Origin of the sequence: Pseudomonas sp. YeP6b (assembly GCF_025642995.1) — a bacterium.
Classification (GTDB): domain Bacteria; phylum Pseudomonadota; class Gammaproteobacteria; order Pseudomonadales; family Pseudomonadaceae; genus Aquipseudomonas.
The window spans coordinates 1,389,468-1,404,479 of sequence record NZ_CP080090.1 but is presented as its reverse complement, the minus strand read 5'-3'; the positions used below and the strand labels follow the sequence as shown (position 1 = coordinate 1,404,479).

12 protein-coding genes are annotated in these 15,012 nt (G+C 60.2%); 2 read left to right on the top strand and 10 right to left on the bottom strand.

Annotated elements, in window-relative coordinates:
• The first annotated feature begins 286 nt into the window (after positions 1 to 286).
• Positions 287 to 1,609, top strand: coding sequence for an OprD family porin (locus tag KZH41_RS06310; protein ID WP_242154527.1), 1,323 nt, complete (start codon positions 287 to 289; stop codon positions 1,607 to 1,609).
• Between the two features lie 86 nt (positions 1,610 to 1,695).
• Positions 1,696 to 3,192 carry a sensor domain-containing diguanylate cyclase gene (locus KZH41_RS06305; RefSeq protein WP_263274534.1) on the top strand — a complete coding sequence of 499 codons (1,497 nt, stop codon included), beginning with the start codon at positions 1,696 to 1,698 and terminating at the stop codon, positions 3,190 to 3,192.
• A gap of 42 nt (positions 3,193 to 3,234) precedes the next feature.
• Here KZH41_RS06305 and KZH41_RS06300 read toward each other — a convergent pair whose 3' ends face one another.
• From KZH41_RS06300 to murD, 10 genes are all read right to left on the bottom strand, one after another.
• A complete protein-coding gene (locus KZH41_RS06300; protein ID WP_094951297.1) occupies positions 3,235 to 4,284 on the bottom strand; it encodes a hypothetical protein in 1,050 nt (349 codons plus the stop codon).
• Between the two features lie 251 nt (positions 4,285 to 4,535).
• Positions 4,536 to 5,447 carry a UDP-3-O-acyl-N-acetylglucosamine deacetylase gene (gene lpxC, locus KZH41_RS06295; protein WP_003171886.1) on the bottom strand — a complete coding sequence of 304 codons (912 nt, stop codon included), beginning with the start codon at positions 5,445 to 5,447 and terminating at the stop codon, positions 4,536 to 4,538.
• Between the two features lie 112 nt (positions 5,448 to 5,559).
• Positions 5,560 to 6,774 carry a cell division protein FtsZ gene (gene ftsZ / locus KZH41_RS06290; RefSeq protein WP_242154523.1) on the bottom strand — a complete coding sequence of 405 codons (1,215 nt, stop codon included), beginning with the start codon at positions 6,772 to 6,774 and terminating at the stop codon, positions 5,560 to 5,562.
• Positions 6,775 to 6,848: 74 nt separating this feature from the next.
• Positions 6,849 to 8,111 (bottom strand): cell division protein FtsA, encoded by a 1,263-nt coding sequence (ftsA, locus tag KZH41_RS06285; protein ID WP_017738691.1) that lies wholly within the window; start codon positions 8,109 to 8,111, stop codon positions 6,849 to 6,851.
• 15 nt (positions 8,112 to 8,126) lie between these two features.
• A complete protein-coding gene (locus KZH41_RS06280; RefSeq protein WP_094951295.1) occupies positions 8,127 to 8,996 on the bottom strand; it encodes a cell division protein FtsQ/DivIB in 870 nt (289 codons plus the stop codon).
• A gap of 4 nt (positions 8,997 to 9,000) precedes the next feature.
• Positions 9,001 to 9,957 carry a D-alanine--D-alanine ligase gene (locus KZH41_RS06275; protein ID WP_094951294.1) on the bottom strand — a complete coding sequence of 319 codons (957 nt, stop codon included), beginning with the start codon at positions 9,955 to 9,957 and terminating at the stop codon, positions 9,001 to 9,003.
• Positions 9,954 to 11,399, bottom strand: a complete 1,446-nt coding sequence (gene murC, locus KZH41_RS06270; protein WP_263274533.1) for a UDP-N-acetylmuramate--L-alanine ligase — start codon at positions 11,397 to 11,399, stop codon at positions 9,954 to 9,956. Before murC ends, KZH41_RS06275 begins: the two co-directional genes overlap by 4 nt.
• Positions 11,392 to 12,462, bottom strand: coding sequence for an undecaprenyldiphospho-muramoylpentapeptide beta-N-acetylglucosaminyltransferase (murG, locus tag KZH41_RS06265; protein WP_094951292.1), 1,071 nt, complete (start codon positions 12,460 to 12,462; stop codon positions 11,392 to 11,394). The genes murC and murG overlap by 8 nt, the downstream gene beginning before the upstream one ends.
• Positions 12,452 to 13,669, bottom strand: a complete 1,218-nt coding sequence (gene ftsW, locus KZH41_RS06260; RefSeq protein ID WP_094951291.1) for a putative lipid II flippase FtsW — start codon at positions 13,667 to 13,669, stop codon at positions 12,452 to 12,454. Before ftsW ends, murG begins: the two co-directional genes overlap by 11 nt.
• On the bottom strand, positions 13,666 to 15,012 hold the full coding sequence (gene murD / locus KZH41_RS06255; protein ID WP_263274532.1) for a UDP-N-acetylmuramoyl-L-alanine--D-glutamate ligase: 1,347 nt from the start codon (positions 15,010 to 15,012) through the stop codon (positions 13,666 to 13,668). Before murD ends, ftsW begins: the two co-directional genes overlap by 4 nt.

Here is a 15,012-nt window from a genome sequence, read left to right as displayed (position 1 = left end):
TCCCACAGTGGATCTCTGCCACCTTTACTATTGCGGTTTGGGCAACAGTCATTATCTTGTTACACTCTGTATCACACCGCTCACCTGCGTTAATTTGACGCACCGATGAGCGCAATGGCAAAGACAGCTCCCCGCTCACCCCAATTCCCCTCGACTTTTTTCCAGGGCTCTACACTGGGAATCTGTCTTAAAGCCGCTGACTTCAGCGGCTTTTTTTTGCCGTAAAAAAGGCCAGGCACACCCCCACGACATTGGCCGTTTACGATTGACCAAAGGAGCTCCACCGGTGAAGAACTCGCTGACGTTTACCCCGCTATTCCTCGCAATTACAGCAACGATTGCCCCTTTCGCCCAAGCAGCAGACACCACCCCCGCCGATGGTTTCGTCGAAGGCGCAAGCCTCAAGATCAACACCCGCAACTACTACATGAACCGCGACCGTCGCGACATTCACACCGATGACAGCAAGGAATGGGGCCAAGGCTTCATCGGCACGTTCGAATCCGGCTACACCCAAGGCACCGTCGGCTTCGGCCTGGACCTCAACGCCATGCTCGGCCTCAAGCTCGACGGCGGTGGCGGCACCGACGGTTCCAGCATCCTGCCGGTGGGTTCCGGCAACGGCAAAGCGCCCGGCTCATTCTCCACCGCAGGCGGCACCTTGAAAATGCGCGCCTTCGACACCGAGCTGAAGGCCGGGGACCTGTTCCTCAATAACCCGGTGATCGCCGGCGGTATGACCCGCATGTTGCCGCAGGATTTCCGTGGTGTAAGCCTGACCAACCACAGCTTCGACGGCTGGATGCTCGAAGGCGGTCAGGCCAGTTTCACCAAGCTTTACAACCAGAGCGGCCACCGGCGCATCGGCACCAGCTATGGCGCACTGCCGGAGCATGCCGACAGCCAGCACCTGAACTGGGCCGGCGCGTCCTTCAGCGGCATTGCGGGCTTGACCAGTAACCTGTACGCCTCCGAACTCAAGGATGTGTGGCACCAGTACTACTACGACCTGGACTACACCTACGCGCTGAACGACTTGGTCAGCCTCAACCCAGGCCTGCACTACTACCACACCCAGGACACCGGCCAATCGCTGCTGGGCAACATCGACAACAATACCTACAGCCTGCATTTCACCGTAGGCGTGGGCAACCACAGCGTCACCGCCGCTTATCAGCGGGTCAACGGCAACACGCCGTTCGACTACATCAGCCAGGGCGACAGCATCTACCTGGATAACTCCCAGCAATACTCGGACTTCAACGGCCCTAACGAGCGCTCTTGGAAACTCAAGTATGCCTATGACTTTGCAGGCCTCGGCATGCCTGGGCTGACGTCCGCCGTGTCCTACATCAGCGGCAAGACCGACCTGACCAAGGTCGACCCGCAAAGCCGTGGCTACAGCGCCTGGTACAGCGCCGACGGCAAGGACGCGAAACATTGGGAGCGCGATATCGACCTGAAATACGTGGTGCAAGGCGGCAAAGCCAAAGACCTGGCCGTGCGCCTGCAGTGGGCGACCAACCGCGGCGGCAACGGCTACGCGGCGGTGGATCGGGACGTGGACGAATACCGGGTGATCGTGGACTACCCGATCAACGTGTTCTAACCCGCTGATCTTTCTTTTTTAGCCCATGCTCTAATTTTCATCGCGTAGAACTAAACTGCCAGTATCTTCCTGTTGAAGCCTGCGCGATGAGTCAACTCCGCCCTCCTTCTTTACCTGCACGCTCGGAGCTTCTGCTGATTCTGGGCAGTGGCCTGACCGTCATCCTGATCGTGGTTATCGTCGCAGCCTTGCTCACCCGCGAACACGCCAGCACCCTGCAGGCGGCCAAGCGCGAGACCACCAATATCACCCAACTGATCAATGCCGATGTGCTGCGCAACGCCGAACTCTACGACCTGGCGCTGCAGGGCTTGATCACGGCCACCACACGCAATGACCTGTCGCAGACGCCGCCGGACATCCGGCACATGGTGCAGTTTGATCAATCCACCGCAGCGCCGTTCAAGGGTGAAGTGCTGTTGCTGGATGCCAATGGTGCGGTGGTTGCCGATTCTTCGACGTTGCAGCCGACGCCGCGCAATTTCGCCAACCGTGACTATTTCCAGGTGCATAAACAAAATGCACAGGCAGGGCTGTTTATCAGCCGCCCGTTCAAGATCCGCTGCGATTGCGATCAAGTGTGGCGCATGGCATTCAGTCGCCGAGTGGAGGGCCCCAACGGCGAGTTCGCCGGCGTGGCCGTGGCGACGATGCGCCTGGCGTATTTCGATCAACTGTTCAACCGCCTCACCATCGGCAACGGCAGCTCCGTCAACCTGCTGAACACCCGTGGCATTCTTCTGGCCCAGCAGCCGCTGCTGGAGCGCGACATGATTGATAAGGACCTCAGCGACCGGCCCAATTTCAAACGCATACTGCGCGAAGGCGAAGGCAGCTTTCAGGCCATCTCCGCCCTCTCTGGCACAGAGCGTTTATATACGTTCACCAAGGTCGGTGAGCTGCCGTTGATTGTGGTGGTGGCACTGGCCAGCGAAAACGTGTTCGCCCCCTGGCAACGTGCCGCGCTGCTGACCAGTGGCGCTACCGGCGTGCTGTGTATCGGCCTGTTGTGGCTGACCTGGATGTTGCGCCGCGAACTGCGCCGTCGCCATCGTGCCGAACAGGTGCTGTCAGAACTGGCAGCCACCGATGCGCTCACCGGCCTGGCGAACCGCCGCACCCTGGACCAGCGCCTGCGCCTGGAATGGGACCGCGCGCAGCGCTCGACCGAGCCGCTGACACTGTTGATGATCGATGTGGACAACTTCAAGGCCTTCAACGACCGTCATGGCCACCATAGCGGCGACGAGGCATTGCGCGCGGTCTCGCAGGTGATCGGTGGCAACATCCGACGCCCGGCCGACCTGGCCGCGCGGTATGGCGGGGAAGAGTTTGCCGTGGTGCTGCCGAATACCGACGCCAAGGGTGCGTGGGTGATCGCCGAGCACATCCGCAGCAGCGTCGAGCATTTGCCACGGGTGGCCGGTGCCGAGCGGCCGATTACCGTGAGTATCGGCATGAGCACTTGGGATAAACGCAGCCGCACTTCGTTGGAGGCGTTGTTGCTGAGTGCGGACCAGGCGCTGTATGAGGCCAAGCACAGCGGACGCAATCGGATTGTCGATGCCAAAGCCCGTTCCTGAAAGGGTAACGCCTGCTCCAATGGAGTCAGGCGTGAAGGAACGCTATACCGTGTAACTCCCGCGCGCTGTCGCCGTTGCCCTCGGATCGACACCGATTTCTGCGGTAAGGCTCACCGGCCATTCGCGAGGAAGCAGCGAGACTCGGAAACCGAAGGAACCATCAACAGCTACCCCCGGCACCACAGAGAACTCGTGCTTGGGCGTTATCTTGCTGCCAAGGTCGGTACTGAAGGTAACCCTGTGCTGAACGGTAAATGTCGGTGTCACGCCCCCTCCCGTAGTAACGGTTAACGGACCTGCTTGAACATTCGCGTTAATACTCGTTCTTGGGAAGAAGGTATAACTGTTTGCGACAGAAACAGTACGATCAAAGTTCTGCGTTATTGATGGCTGCCCGGTGGGAGACAATGCGAACTCCACGCCAGGACCACCGACTTTTATTTCATGCCCGGGGCCGCCCGTAATACTTTGGTTTACACCACCGCCGGCGCCTACACTTAAACCTGGAATAGGGCCAGGGATCGGGGCCGAGACATTACCCTCCAGCCCACCATTCACCCCAGCAAACTGTTGAGTGCTGAGGGTGGGATTAAAATTAGCTTTAGCTTTGAATTCACCCGTTGGTTCGACCGTCGCGCTGAACTCTGGAGCACTGAAATTAAGCACCTGTGTCAGGCGAGCACCTGCATTGATACCAAGCCCCGTATTTAGAATATTGGGAATGCCTGCCCTGACATCGCCGCTTGCGGCTAACTGCATCCTGGGTACAAAACTGACTTGGAAGCCACCGGCGTCTGTTGGGCGCAAGGTGATTGCCGGGTCAAAACGTGCTGTTGCGCTCACGCCCACGCTGGGGCCGCCAGGAATTGGGGTAAGCCTGGCCGCAATAGTGGCATACGCCCGGGGATAAAAAGACAGCGTGGGAATCGCTTGAAACTTAGCCTCACCGCCGAAAACATTCGCCGTGAAGGGCGCGGCAAAGGAACGCGGCGGCTGATTATTAACGTTTTGCTGCTGGCCGCTAACATAGCCGCCATTTTGTTGCTGAGGGGCTGGGCCACGGTAAGCGTAGTTTGGAGATACATTATTCAAGGGTAATACCCGCTCACAGTAAGTTTGATGTATTGGCTTCTCTTGCTTTACTCATCAATCGCTCGGCCTTCGGCTCACTCGCTACGATGTCGCCAATTCAACGGCCTCACAAACCTATTGTGGTACGCGGCTAGGTATCAGTTCCTACAGGCAAACCATTGATAACCCACATTAGTATCATGGTGTGTTAGACACAAAAAAAAAGGCCACCCGAAGGTGGCCTTTCAAAACTAAAGAAAGAGAGTTGTTACTTACACCGCCGCAACGGGACGCATGTAAGAGATCGGTGCGGTGCTGGCATCTTCGAAGGTCACGACTTCCCAAGCGTCTGTCTGCTCAATCAACTTGCGCAGCAGCTGGTTGTTAAGGGCGTGGCCCGACTTGAAGCCTTTGAACTCGCCTATCAGGCTATTGCCCAGCAGGTAGAGGTCACCGATTGCATCGAGGATCTTGTGCTTCACGAATTCGTCTTCATAGCGAAGGCCGTCTTCGTTCAGTACACCATCCGCGTCGACCACAATGGCGTTTTCAACGCTGCCGCCGAGTGCGAGGTTGTGCTTGCGCAGGTACTCGATGTCACTCATGAAACCAAAGGTACGGGCGCGGCTGACTTCTTTTACGAACGAAGTGCTGGAAAAATCCACGCTTGCACTTTGGGTGCGGTCACGGAATACCGGGTGATCGAAATCGATCTCAAAGCTCACTTTAAAGCCTTCGAACGGGACGAAGGTGGCGCGCTTGTCGCCGTCTTCTACTGTCACTTCCCGCAGAATGCGAATGAACTTCTTGGCTGCGTCCTGTTCTTCCAGGCCGGCAGATTGAATCAAGAATACGAAGGGTCCGGCGCTGCCATCCATGATTGGGACTTCGGACGCGGAGAGCTCGACGTAGGCGTTATCGATGCCCAGGCCAGCCATGGCCGAGAGCAAGTGCTCCACCGTGTCCACTTTGACGTCACCGTTGACCAACGTGGTCGACATAGTGGTTTCGCCAACGTTTTCCGCGCGAGCAGGAATCTGCACCACAGGGTCCAGGTCGGCACGAACAAACACGATGCCGGTGTCGACAGGTGCGGGCTTGAGGGTCAGGTATACCTTCTCCCCGGAGTGCAGACCTACACCTGTGGCACGAATAATATTCTTCAGGGTGCGTTGTTTAATCATGGCTTGGACCGCTTCAGCGCAAATTGCGAACTGGTATCAACAAAGGCTGGCGATAATAACAGACCAGACCTTTGCTGAACACCAATCACCTTCATAGCCCTGATACATTCCATTAATCGGCCTGACGACGCAGGAATGCCGGGATGTCCAGGTAGTCCAGATCATCTTGCGGATTCGGGCTACGGGACGCCGCAGCACCGGCCTGAGCCTGGTTGCGCATCACGGTCGGACGGTCCAGGTCACGGTAGTTAACAGACGGCAGTTCCTGGCGCGAAGGCGCTGGAGCGGCAGCTTGCTGGCTGGCGTGGCTAGCATGGCTGTTGTGACCGGTGTGAACGGTATTGTCGATGACCTTCACAGGCTTCTCGATTTTTGCGCCCAGGCCGGTAGCAACGACGGTCACGTGCAGCTCGTCGCGCATGTCCGGGTCGATAACGGTACCGACTTTGACCATCGCGTGCTCGGAAGCGAAGGCTTCGATGATGCTACCCACGTCGGAGTACTCACCCAGGGACAGGTCAGGGCCGGCGGTGATGTTCACCAGGATGCCGCGTGCACCTTGCAGGTTCACGTCTTCCAGCAATGGGTTGCGGATCGCCGCTTCAGTCGCTTCACGTGCACGGTTCGGACCGCTGGCGCAGCCAGTGCCCATCATCGCCATGCCCATTTCGCTCATCACGGTACGTACGTCGGCAAAGTCGACGTTGATCATGCCTGGGCGCTTGATGATGTCGGAGATACCGCGAACGGCACCGGCGAGTACATCGTCAGCCTTGGCAAATGCGGACAGCAGGCTTGCGTCCTTGCCCAGGATGGTCAGCAGCTTCTCGTTGGGAATAGTGATCAACGAGTCGACGCTTTCAGACAGCAGACGGATACCTTCGTCGGCGATCTGCATGCGCTTGCGGCCTTCGAACGGGAACGGACGCGTCACAACAGCAACGGTCAGAATCCCCATTTCCTTGGCCACTTCGGCAATGATCGGCGCAGCACCGGTACCGGTACCGCCGCCCATGCCCGTGGTGATGAACACCATGTTGGTGCCTTGCAGCACTTCAGCAATACGCTCGCGGTCTTCCAGGGCGGCTTGACGGCCGACTTCCGGATTGGCGCCAGCGCCGAGGCCCTTGGTCACGGCTGTGCCCAATTGCAGGATGGTCCGCGCGCCGATGCTTTTCAGCGCTTGGGCATCAGTGTTGGCGCAGATGAATTCAACGCCTTCAATGTTGCTCTTGACCATATGGTTGACAGCGTTGCCGCCGCCACCGCCGACACCGATTACTTTGATAACCGGGCTTGCGGGGATGTTGTCTACGAGTTCGAACATGTTCCCTCTCCTTTCGTTTTCTCTAGTTTTTTCGCCTACTGCTTGTTGCGGTGTTGCGGTGTCACGGTAAATCTTTAGAAATTGCCTTTTACCCAAGCCTGCAACCGCTCGAACAACGGCGCTTTGGCCTCGTCATCGCTGCGGTAGCTGTCACGGATGCTCGGGCCCGACAAGGAAATGCCGTCGGTCTGCTTTTGCAGCCCGTACAACAGCAAGCCCACACCGGTGGAATAAATCGGGTTGCGCACCACGTCGCCCAGGCCTTTGACGCCATGGGGCACGCCCAGGCGAACCGGCATGTGGAAGATTTCCTCGGCCAGTTCGACCGCGCCTTCCATCTTCGAGGTGCCACCGGTCAGCACGATGCCGGCCGGGATCAAATCTTCGTAGCCGCTGCGGCGCAGTTCAGCCTGGATCAGGGTGAACAGCTCGTCGTAACGTGGCTCGACCACTTCGGCCAGGGCCTGGCGCGACAGCTCACGCGGTGGGCGATCGCCCACGCTTGGTACCTTGATGGTTTCACCGGCGCCGGCCAGTTTGGCCAGGGCGCAGGCGTAACGGATCTTGATTTCTTCGGCGTACTGGGTCGGTGTACGCAGCGCCATGGCGATGTCGTTGGTGACTTGGTCGCCAGCAATCGGGATCACGGCGGTGTGACGGATCGCACCCTCGGTGAAGATCGCGATGTCGGTGGTGCCGCCGCCGATGTCCACCAGGCACACGCCCAGTTCTTTTTCGTCGTCGGTCAGTACCGAGTAGGCCGAAGCCAACTGCTCGAGAATGATGTCGTCGATTTCCAGGCCGCAGCGGCGCACGCATTTTTCAATGTTCTGTGCCGCGTTGACCGCGCAGGTCACCACGTGAACCTTGGCTTCCAGACGCACGCCCGACATGCCCAGCGGCTCGCGAACGCCTTCCTGGTTGTCGATCACGTAGTCCTGCGGCAGGGTGTGCAGCACGCGCTGGTCAGCCGGAATTGCCACAGCCTGGGCCGCGTCGAGTACACGCTCAAGGTCAGCCGCGCTGACTTCACGGTCGCGGATCGCCACGATGCCGTGGGAGTTCAGGCTGCGGATATGGTTGCCGGCCACGCCGACGAACGCCGAGTGAATCCGGCAGCCAGCCATCAACTGCGCTTCTTCGATAGCGCGCTGGATCGATTGCACGGTGGACTCGATGTTGACCACCACGCCCTTCTTAAGGCCCCGGGACGGATGCGTGCCGATACCGACGATTTCGATAACACCGTCTTCCCCGACCTCGCCGACCAGGGCCACCACTTTGGAGGTGCCGATATCGAGACCGACGATCATTTTTCCGCTTTGCACGTTTGCCATGGGTCCTGCCTCTTCTTAATTCTTCGCGACAGCGGGTTTGGCTGTCGTCGGCGCAGCTGGTTCACGCCAGCCGACGGCCAGGCCGTTGGCGTAACGCAGGTCGACGCTCGCAATGTTCGTAATCTGTTCTTTCAAGGTCTTGTCATAGATGGCAATAAAGCGGCGCATCTTTTCCACCAAGCGGTCGCGTCCCAGCAACAACTCGATGCCCGGGCCGGAACTGCCGGCCCCGGTGGTCAAAAACCAGCTGCCCCGCTCACGCAATTCCAGGCGCGCGATGGAGAAACCCAGTGGCCGCAGCATCTGGCTCAAGGCCTGGTACTGCTGCATCACTTGCTGTTGCGCCCGCTGCGGCCCGAACAACTGCGGCAGGTGCTCGTAGTTGGCCAGCTCACGCGGGGTGAATGCCTGGCCCTGGTTGTTCAACAGCGCACCATCGCCCCAACGGGCCACGGGCAGTTGCTCTTCCAGGCGGATCGTCACCTGGTCCGGCCAGACGCGGCGGACTTCGGCGTGAGCGATCCACGGCATCTGTTCCAACTCCGAGCGCATACCGGCCAGGTCGATGGTGAAGAAGCTCGCCGCCAAGTACGGGCCAATGCGCTGCTGCACCGCTTGCTGGCTGATGTAGCTCAAGTCGCCCTGCACGCTGATCTTGGTGATCGGACGGTCGGCATACGGCAACAAGCGCTGTGCACCTTCGTAAGTACCGAAGCCCAACGCCACCAGCAGTACCGGCCAGAACAGCGCTTTGATAAAACCAAAGTTGGCTTTCGGCAGGCGCGCCGACATCGGCTCTTTAGCCACCATGCGGCTGGCACCCCGTGGCACCGGCTTGCGGCTCGGTGCTTGTGGGGGCTGATGACGAAGCGATGCGCCGTTCATGTGTTTAGCCTCTTGGCTCAATGCTGTCGGCCAGGATCGCCAGCACCAACTGCTGGAAATCCAAACCGGCGGCACGGGCTGCCATAGGTACCAAGCTGTGATCGGTCATGCCGGGAGCGGTGTTGACTTCCAGGAACCAGAAATTCCCTTGGTCATCCTGCATCACGTCTGCCCGCGCCCAACCGGCGATACCCAGCGCCTCACAGGCTTTCGCCGTGAGGTCCATCAATTCCTGTTCCTTGGTTGCGTCGAGGCCACACGGGATGCGGTACTGAGTATCGCAAGCCACATACTTGGCGTCGTAGTCGTAAAAGGTGTGGGGCGTGCCCAATGCGATAGGCGGCAATACCTGGCCACGCAGGGTGGCGATGGTGTACTCAGGGCCTTGAATCCACTGTTCCACCAACACTTGCGAATCGTAGGTACTTGCCGCTTTCCATGCGTCGATCAATTCGGCGGCCGAGTTCACTTTAGCCATGCCGATACTGGAGCCTTCATGGGCTGGTTTGACGATCAAAGGCAGGCCCAGTTCCTTGGCTGCAGAAATACAATCGTCTTCGCTGCACAGCACGCTGTGACGCGGGGTTGGAATACCCAGGCTGTGCCACACCTGCTTGGTGCGCAACTTGTCCATCGCCAGTGCCGAAGCGAGAATGCCGCTGCCGGTGTAAGGGATGCCGGCGCACTCGAGCAAGCCTTGCATGCTGCCGTCTTCACCGCCACGGCCGTGCAGGATGATGAAGGCACGGTCGATCTTCTCGGCCAACAGGCGGGCGAGGAAATCATCGCCCACGTCGATACCGAACGCGTTCACACCGGCGCTTTGCAGTGCTTCAAGCACGGCATTGCCGGACTTGAGCGAGACTTCGCGCTCAGCGCTCTTGCCGCCGAACAGCACGGCCACGCGGCCGAAGTCCGCAGGCGCGAGGGTGGAAAACAGGGCGTCGTAATTCGTGGTCATTTCGACTTCCCCTGCGCAGCGGCAAACAACGGGCTCGCCAGCAATTTAGGCGCAAGGCCACCGATGTCACCGGCACCCTGGCACAGCAGGATGTCACCGGCACGCAGCAGCGGCTTGACGATCGGCGCCAGGTCCACACCGCGCTCGATGTAGATCGGGTCCAACTGGCCACGCTGACGGATGCTATTGCACAGCTTGCGGCTGTCGGCGCCCGGGATCGGTTCTTCACCGGCCGGGTACACTTCCATCAGCAGCAGCACGTTGGCATCGGCCAATACATTGACGAAATCGTCGTACAAATCACGCGTGCGGCTGTAGCGGTGCGGCTGGTAAACTATCACCAGGCGGCGCTCCGGCCAGCCACCGCGCACAGCTTTGATCACGGCCGCGACTTCGGTTGGGTGGTGACCGTAGTCATCGACCAGCATCACGTCGCCGCCTTCAACCGGCAGTTGGCCGTAGACCTGGAAGCGACGGCCAACACCGGCAAAGCGCGACAGGCCTTCAACGATGGCTTCATCGCTGACGCCCTCATCGGAGGCGATGCAGATGGTCGCCAAGGAGTTGAGCACGTTGTGATTGCCCGGCATGTTCACCGAAACGTCCAGCGGCTCGCGGTCAGGGCGCAGTACGGTGAAGTAGGTTTGCATGCCTTCCTGGCGCACATTGATCGCGCGCACGTCGGCGTCTTCGCTGAAGCCGTAGGTCACGGTCGGACGCTTGACCTGCGGCAGGATTTCACGCACCACCGGATCGTCCAGGCACACCACGGCCAAACCATAGAACGGCAGGTTGTGCAGGAACTCGACGAAGGTTTTCTTCAATTTGTTGAAGTCACCGCCGTAGGTCGCCATGTGGTCTTCGTCGATGTTAGTGACCACCGCGACCAGCGGTTGCAGGTGCAGGAAGCTGGCATCACTTTCATCGGCTTCGGCAATCAGGTAACGGCTGGTGCCGAGCTGAGCATTGGTGCCCGCTGCATTCAGACGGCCACCGATGACGAACGTCGGGTCCAGGCCACCGGCGGCGAACACCGAGGCGATCAGGCTGGTGGTGGTGGTTTTACCGTGCGTACCGGCCACGGCGATGCCGTGGCGATAGCGCATCAGCTCGGCGAGCATCTCGGCGCGCGGCACCACAGGAATTCGGCGCTCAAGGGCTGTGGCCACTTCAGGGTTGGAAGTGTTCACGGCACTGGAGACCACCAGTACATCAGCCTCGGCAGCGTTCTCGGCGCGGTGGCCGATAAAGATCTGTGCACCGAAGGACTTCAGGCGGTCAGTGACCGGCGACTCTTTCAAGTCGGAGCCGGACACTTGGTAGCCCAAGTTCAGCAGGACTTCGGCAATCCCGCACATGCCCACGCCGCCGATACCGACGAAGTGGATACGACGGATGCGGCGCATTTCCGGTTGCGGCATCGCTTTCTGATTCTCAACCATGGGCCACCTCCAGGCAGATATCGACCACGGTGCGGGTTGCGTCAGGTTTGGCCAGGCGGCTTGCGGTGCTCGCCATGCTATTGAGTCGTTCCGGTTGCATCAAAACCTCGGTCAGGCGTGCGGCCAAATCGGCGGCGCCAGTCGTTCTTTGCGGCAGCAGGAAGGCAGCGCCCTCCCCGGCCAAATATTCGGCGTTGCGGGTCTGGTGATCGTCAATCGCGTGGGGCAAAGGCACCAGCAAGGACGGCAGACCGGCGGCGGCCAGTTCACTGACGGTCAACGCACCAGCGCGACAGACCACCAGGTCGGCCCAGCCATAGGCTTGGGCCATGTCTTTGATGAACGGCTGTACATCCGCCTCGACACCGGCCTCGCGATAGCGGGTAGCGGTGATTTCATCGTGGTTCTTGCCAGCCTGGTGGAAGATCTCCGGGCGCAACTCCACAGGGAGTTGTGCCAGCGCTTGCGGCAGCAATTTATTCAGTGGCTCGGCGCCCAGGCTTCCGCCGAGGATCAGCAGATGCGCCTTACGCCCGGCCAGTGCCTCACGGGCAATGTCCATAAACAGTTCAGTGCGCACCGGGTTGCCGGTGGTGCGGCGCTTATCCGACGCGCTGAAGGTATTCGGGAACGCTTCACACACCCGCGCGGCCAATGGCACCAGCAAGCGGTTCGCGGTACCGGCGACGGCGTTCTGTTCGTGCACGATCACCGGCACGCCAGCGAGCTTGGCGGCGACACCGCCAGGGCCGGTCACATACCCACCGAAACCAAGCACACATACCGGCTTCAATTCGCGGATGACTTTGCGCGCCTGCCACACGGCCTTGAGCAACACGAACGGCGCCTTGAGCAGGGACAATTTGCCCTTGCCACGCAGGCCGGTGACGTTGATCAAATGCAGCGGCAAGCCGGCATTCGGGACCAATTCATTTTCGATGCCACGCGGTGTACCGAGCCAATGCACGGTGTAGCCACGGTTCTGGAATTCGCGGGCGCACGCCAGGGCCGGGAACACGTGGCCCCCGGTGCCGCCCGCCATGATCAGCACGTTAGCGCCCATGGTTCGGCTCCTCGGCAAAATCGCTCTCGCTGAATTCCATCTCTTCGCTGCCCAGGTGGGTTCGACTCTCCCACTCGATGCGCAGCAACAAGCCGAGGCACACGCAGCAGATGACCAACGAACTGCCGCCGTAGCTGAGAAACGGCAAGGTCAAACCCTTGGTCGGCAGACGACCGATGTTTACCCCGATGTTGATCAGCACCTGGCCAATCCACAAAAACGCCAACCCGTACGCGACATAGGCGGCGAAAAACTGTTTGGCTTTCTCGGCCCAAAGACCGATGTAAAGGGCGCGTACGCAGACGAATACGAACAGCGCAACGGTGCACAGCGAGCCCACGGCGCCGAGCTCTTCGGCAAGCACGGAGAACACGAAGTCGGTGTGCGCTTCCGGCAGGTAGAACTGCTTCTGCACGCTGTTCCCCAAGCCGACGCCCAGCCACCCACCGCGACCAAAGGCGATCAGCGCCTGGGTCAACTGGTAGCCGGAACCGAACTGATCGGACCAAGGGTCGGTAAAGGTAATCAGGCGCGCCATCCGATACGGTTGTGCCTCGACCAGCAGGTAAACGGCAACCACCGCCAGCACCACCATCAAGGCGAACCGGAACAAGCCCACGCCGCCGAGAAACAGCATCGCCGCCGCCGCGCCCATCATCACCACGGTGGCACCGAAGTCGGGCTCCATCAGCAACAGGCCGGCCATCGGCAGCAACACGATGAATGGCTTAAAGAAGCCCATCCAGCTTTCGCGCACTTCTTTCTGGCGACGTACGAGGTAGCCGGCGAGGTAGATCACCACGAACACCTTGGCGATTTCCGACGGCTGCACGTTGAACGCACCGAAGCCGATCCAGCGCATCGAACCGTTCACCTCACGACCGATGCCGGGGAGGATCACCATGATCAGCAGGCCGAACGCACCGATCAGCATCAGCCAACCCAGGCGCTGCCAGGTGGCGATGGGGATCATCATGGTAACGAAGCACGCGCCGAGGCCGATCACCAGGTACACCAAGTGACGGATCATCATGTACAGCGTGTTGCCCGACTGCACGGCGGCCACTTCGGAAGAAGCCGACGTGATCATCACCAGGCCCAGGCCCAGCAGCGCGAGGCAACCGGCGAGCATCGGAAAGTCGAGGTCGACGCCACGGCCAGTGATGATCGGCGACGGGTACGGCTTGATGATATCTCGCAAATTCATGCCAAGGCCTCCACGCCGCGGGCGAACAGTTGGCCGCGCTCTTCGTAGTTCTTGAACATGTCGAAACTGGCGCACGCCGGTGACAGCAGCACTGCGTCACCCGGCTGGGCCAGGGCTTGGCATTGGGCAATGGCGTCGTCCAGGGACGTGGCGCGCACTTGCGGCACGCCGTCACCGAGAGCGGCGGCGATCAAGTCGCTGTCACGGCCCATCAGCACCACGGCGCGGCAATGCGCAGCCACCGGGCTTTTGAGGTCCTTGAAGTCAGCGCCTTTGCCGTCGCCGCCGGCGATCAGCACCAGCTTGCCTTCGATGTCGGCGCCAAGGCCTTCAATAGCAGCCAATGCAGCACCGACGTTGGTGGCCTTGGAATCGTTGTAATAGCCGACGCCATTGAGGTCGCGGACCCACTGGCAGCGGTGCTCAAGGCCGACGAAAGTGCGCAGGCTGGAAAGCATCGCATCGAAGGGCAGGCCTACAGCATGGCCCAGCGCCAAGGCCGCCAGGGCATTGGACTGGTTATGCGCACCACGGATTTTCAGTTCGCGCACCGGCATCAGGTTCTGGAATTCGAAGGCCAGGTATTTCTCGCCGTTCTCTTCGCGAATGCCGAAGGCTTTAAAATCAGGTTTACCCAGGCCGAAGGTCCAGCATGGCAAGCCCTCGCCCATCAGCGGACGGCTCAAGGCATCCTGGCGGTTGACCACCACTTGCTTGGCACCCCGGAAGATCCGGTGCTTGGCCAAGTGGTACGCCGGCAGGCCGCTGTAACGGTCCATGTGGTCTTCGCTGACGTTCAACACGGTGGCGACTTCGGCGCCCAGGTCGTGGGTGGTTTCGAGCTGGAAGCTCGACAGTTCCATCACGTACAGCTCGACGTCATCGCTGAGCAGGTCCAGCGCCGGTGTGCCGAGGTTGCCGCCCACGGCCACGCGTTTACCGGCGGCAACGGCCATCTCACCGACCAGCGTGGTCACGGTGCTTTTCGCGTTGGAGCCACTGATCGCCACGATTGGCGCCTTCGCGTTACGTGCGAACAGATCGATGTCGCCGGACAGCTTCACGCCACGCGCCGCAGCCGCTTGCAGGGCCGGTGTCGCCAAGGCCAGGCCCGGGCTCACGTAGAGCTCATCAGCGCGGCACAGAAACTCGACATCCAACTCGCCACAACGCACTTCCACGTGCGGGTAGTCACGGCGCAGCGTGACCAGCTCCGGTGGATTTTCCCGCGTATCAGCCACGGCAAACGACGTGCCCCGGTTCGCCAGGAAGCGAACCAGGGACATGCCGCTCTTGCCGAGGCCGACAACGATGCGGAAGTGGTCTGAAGCGATCAGGGACAC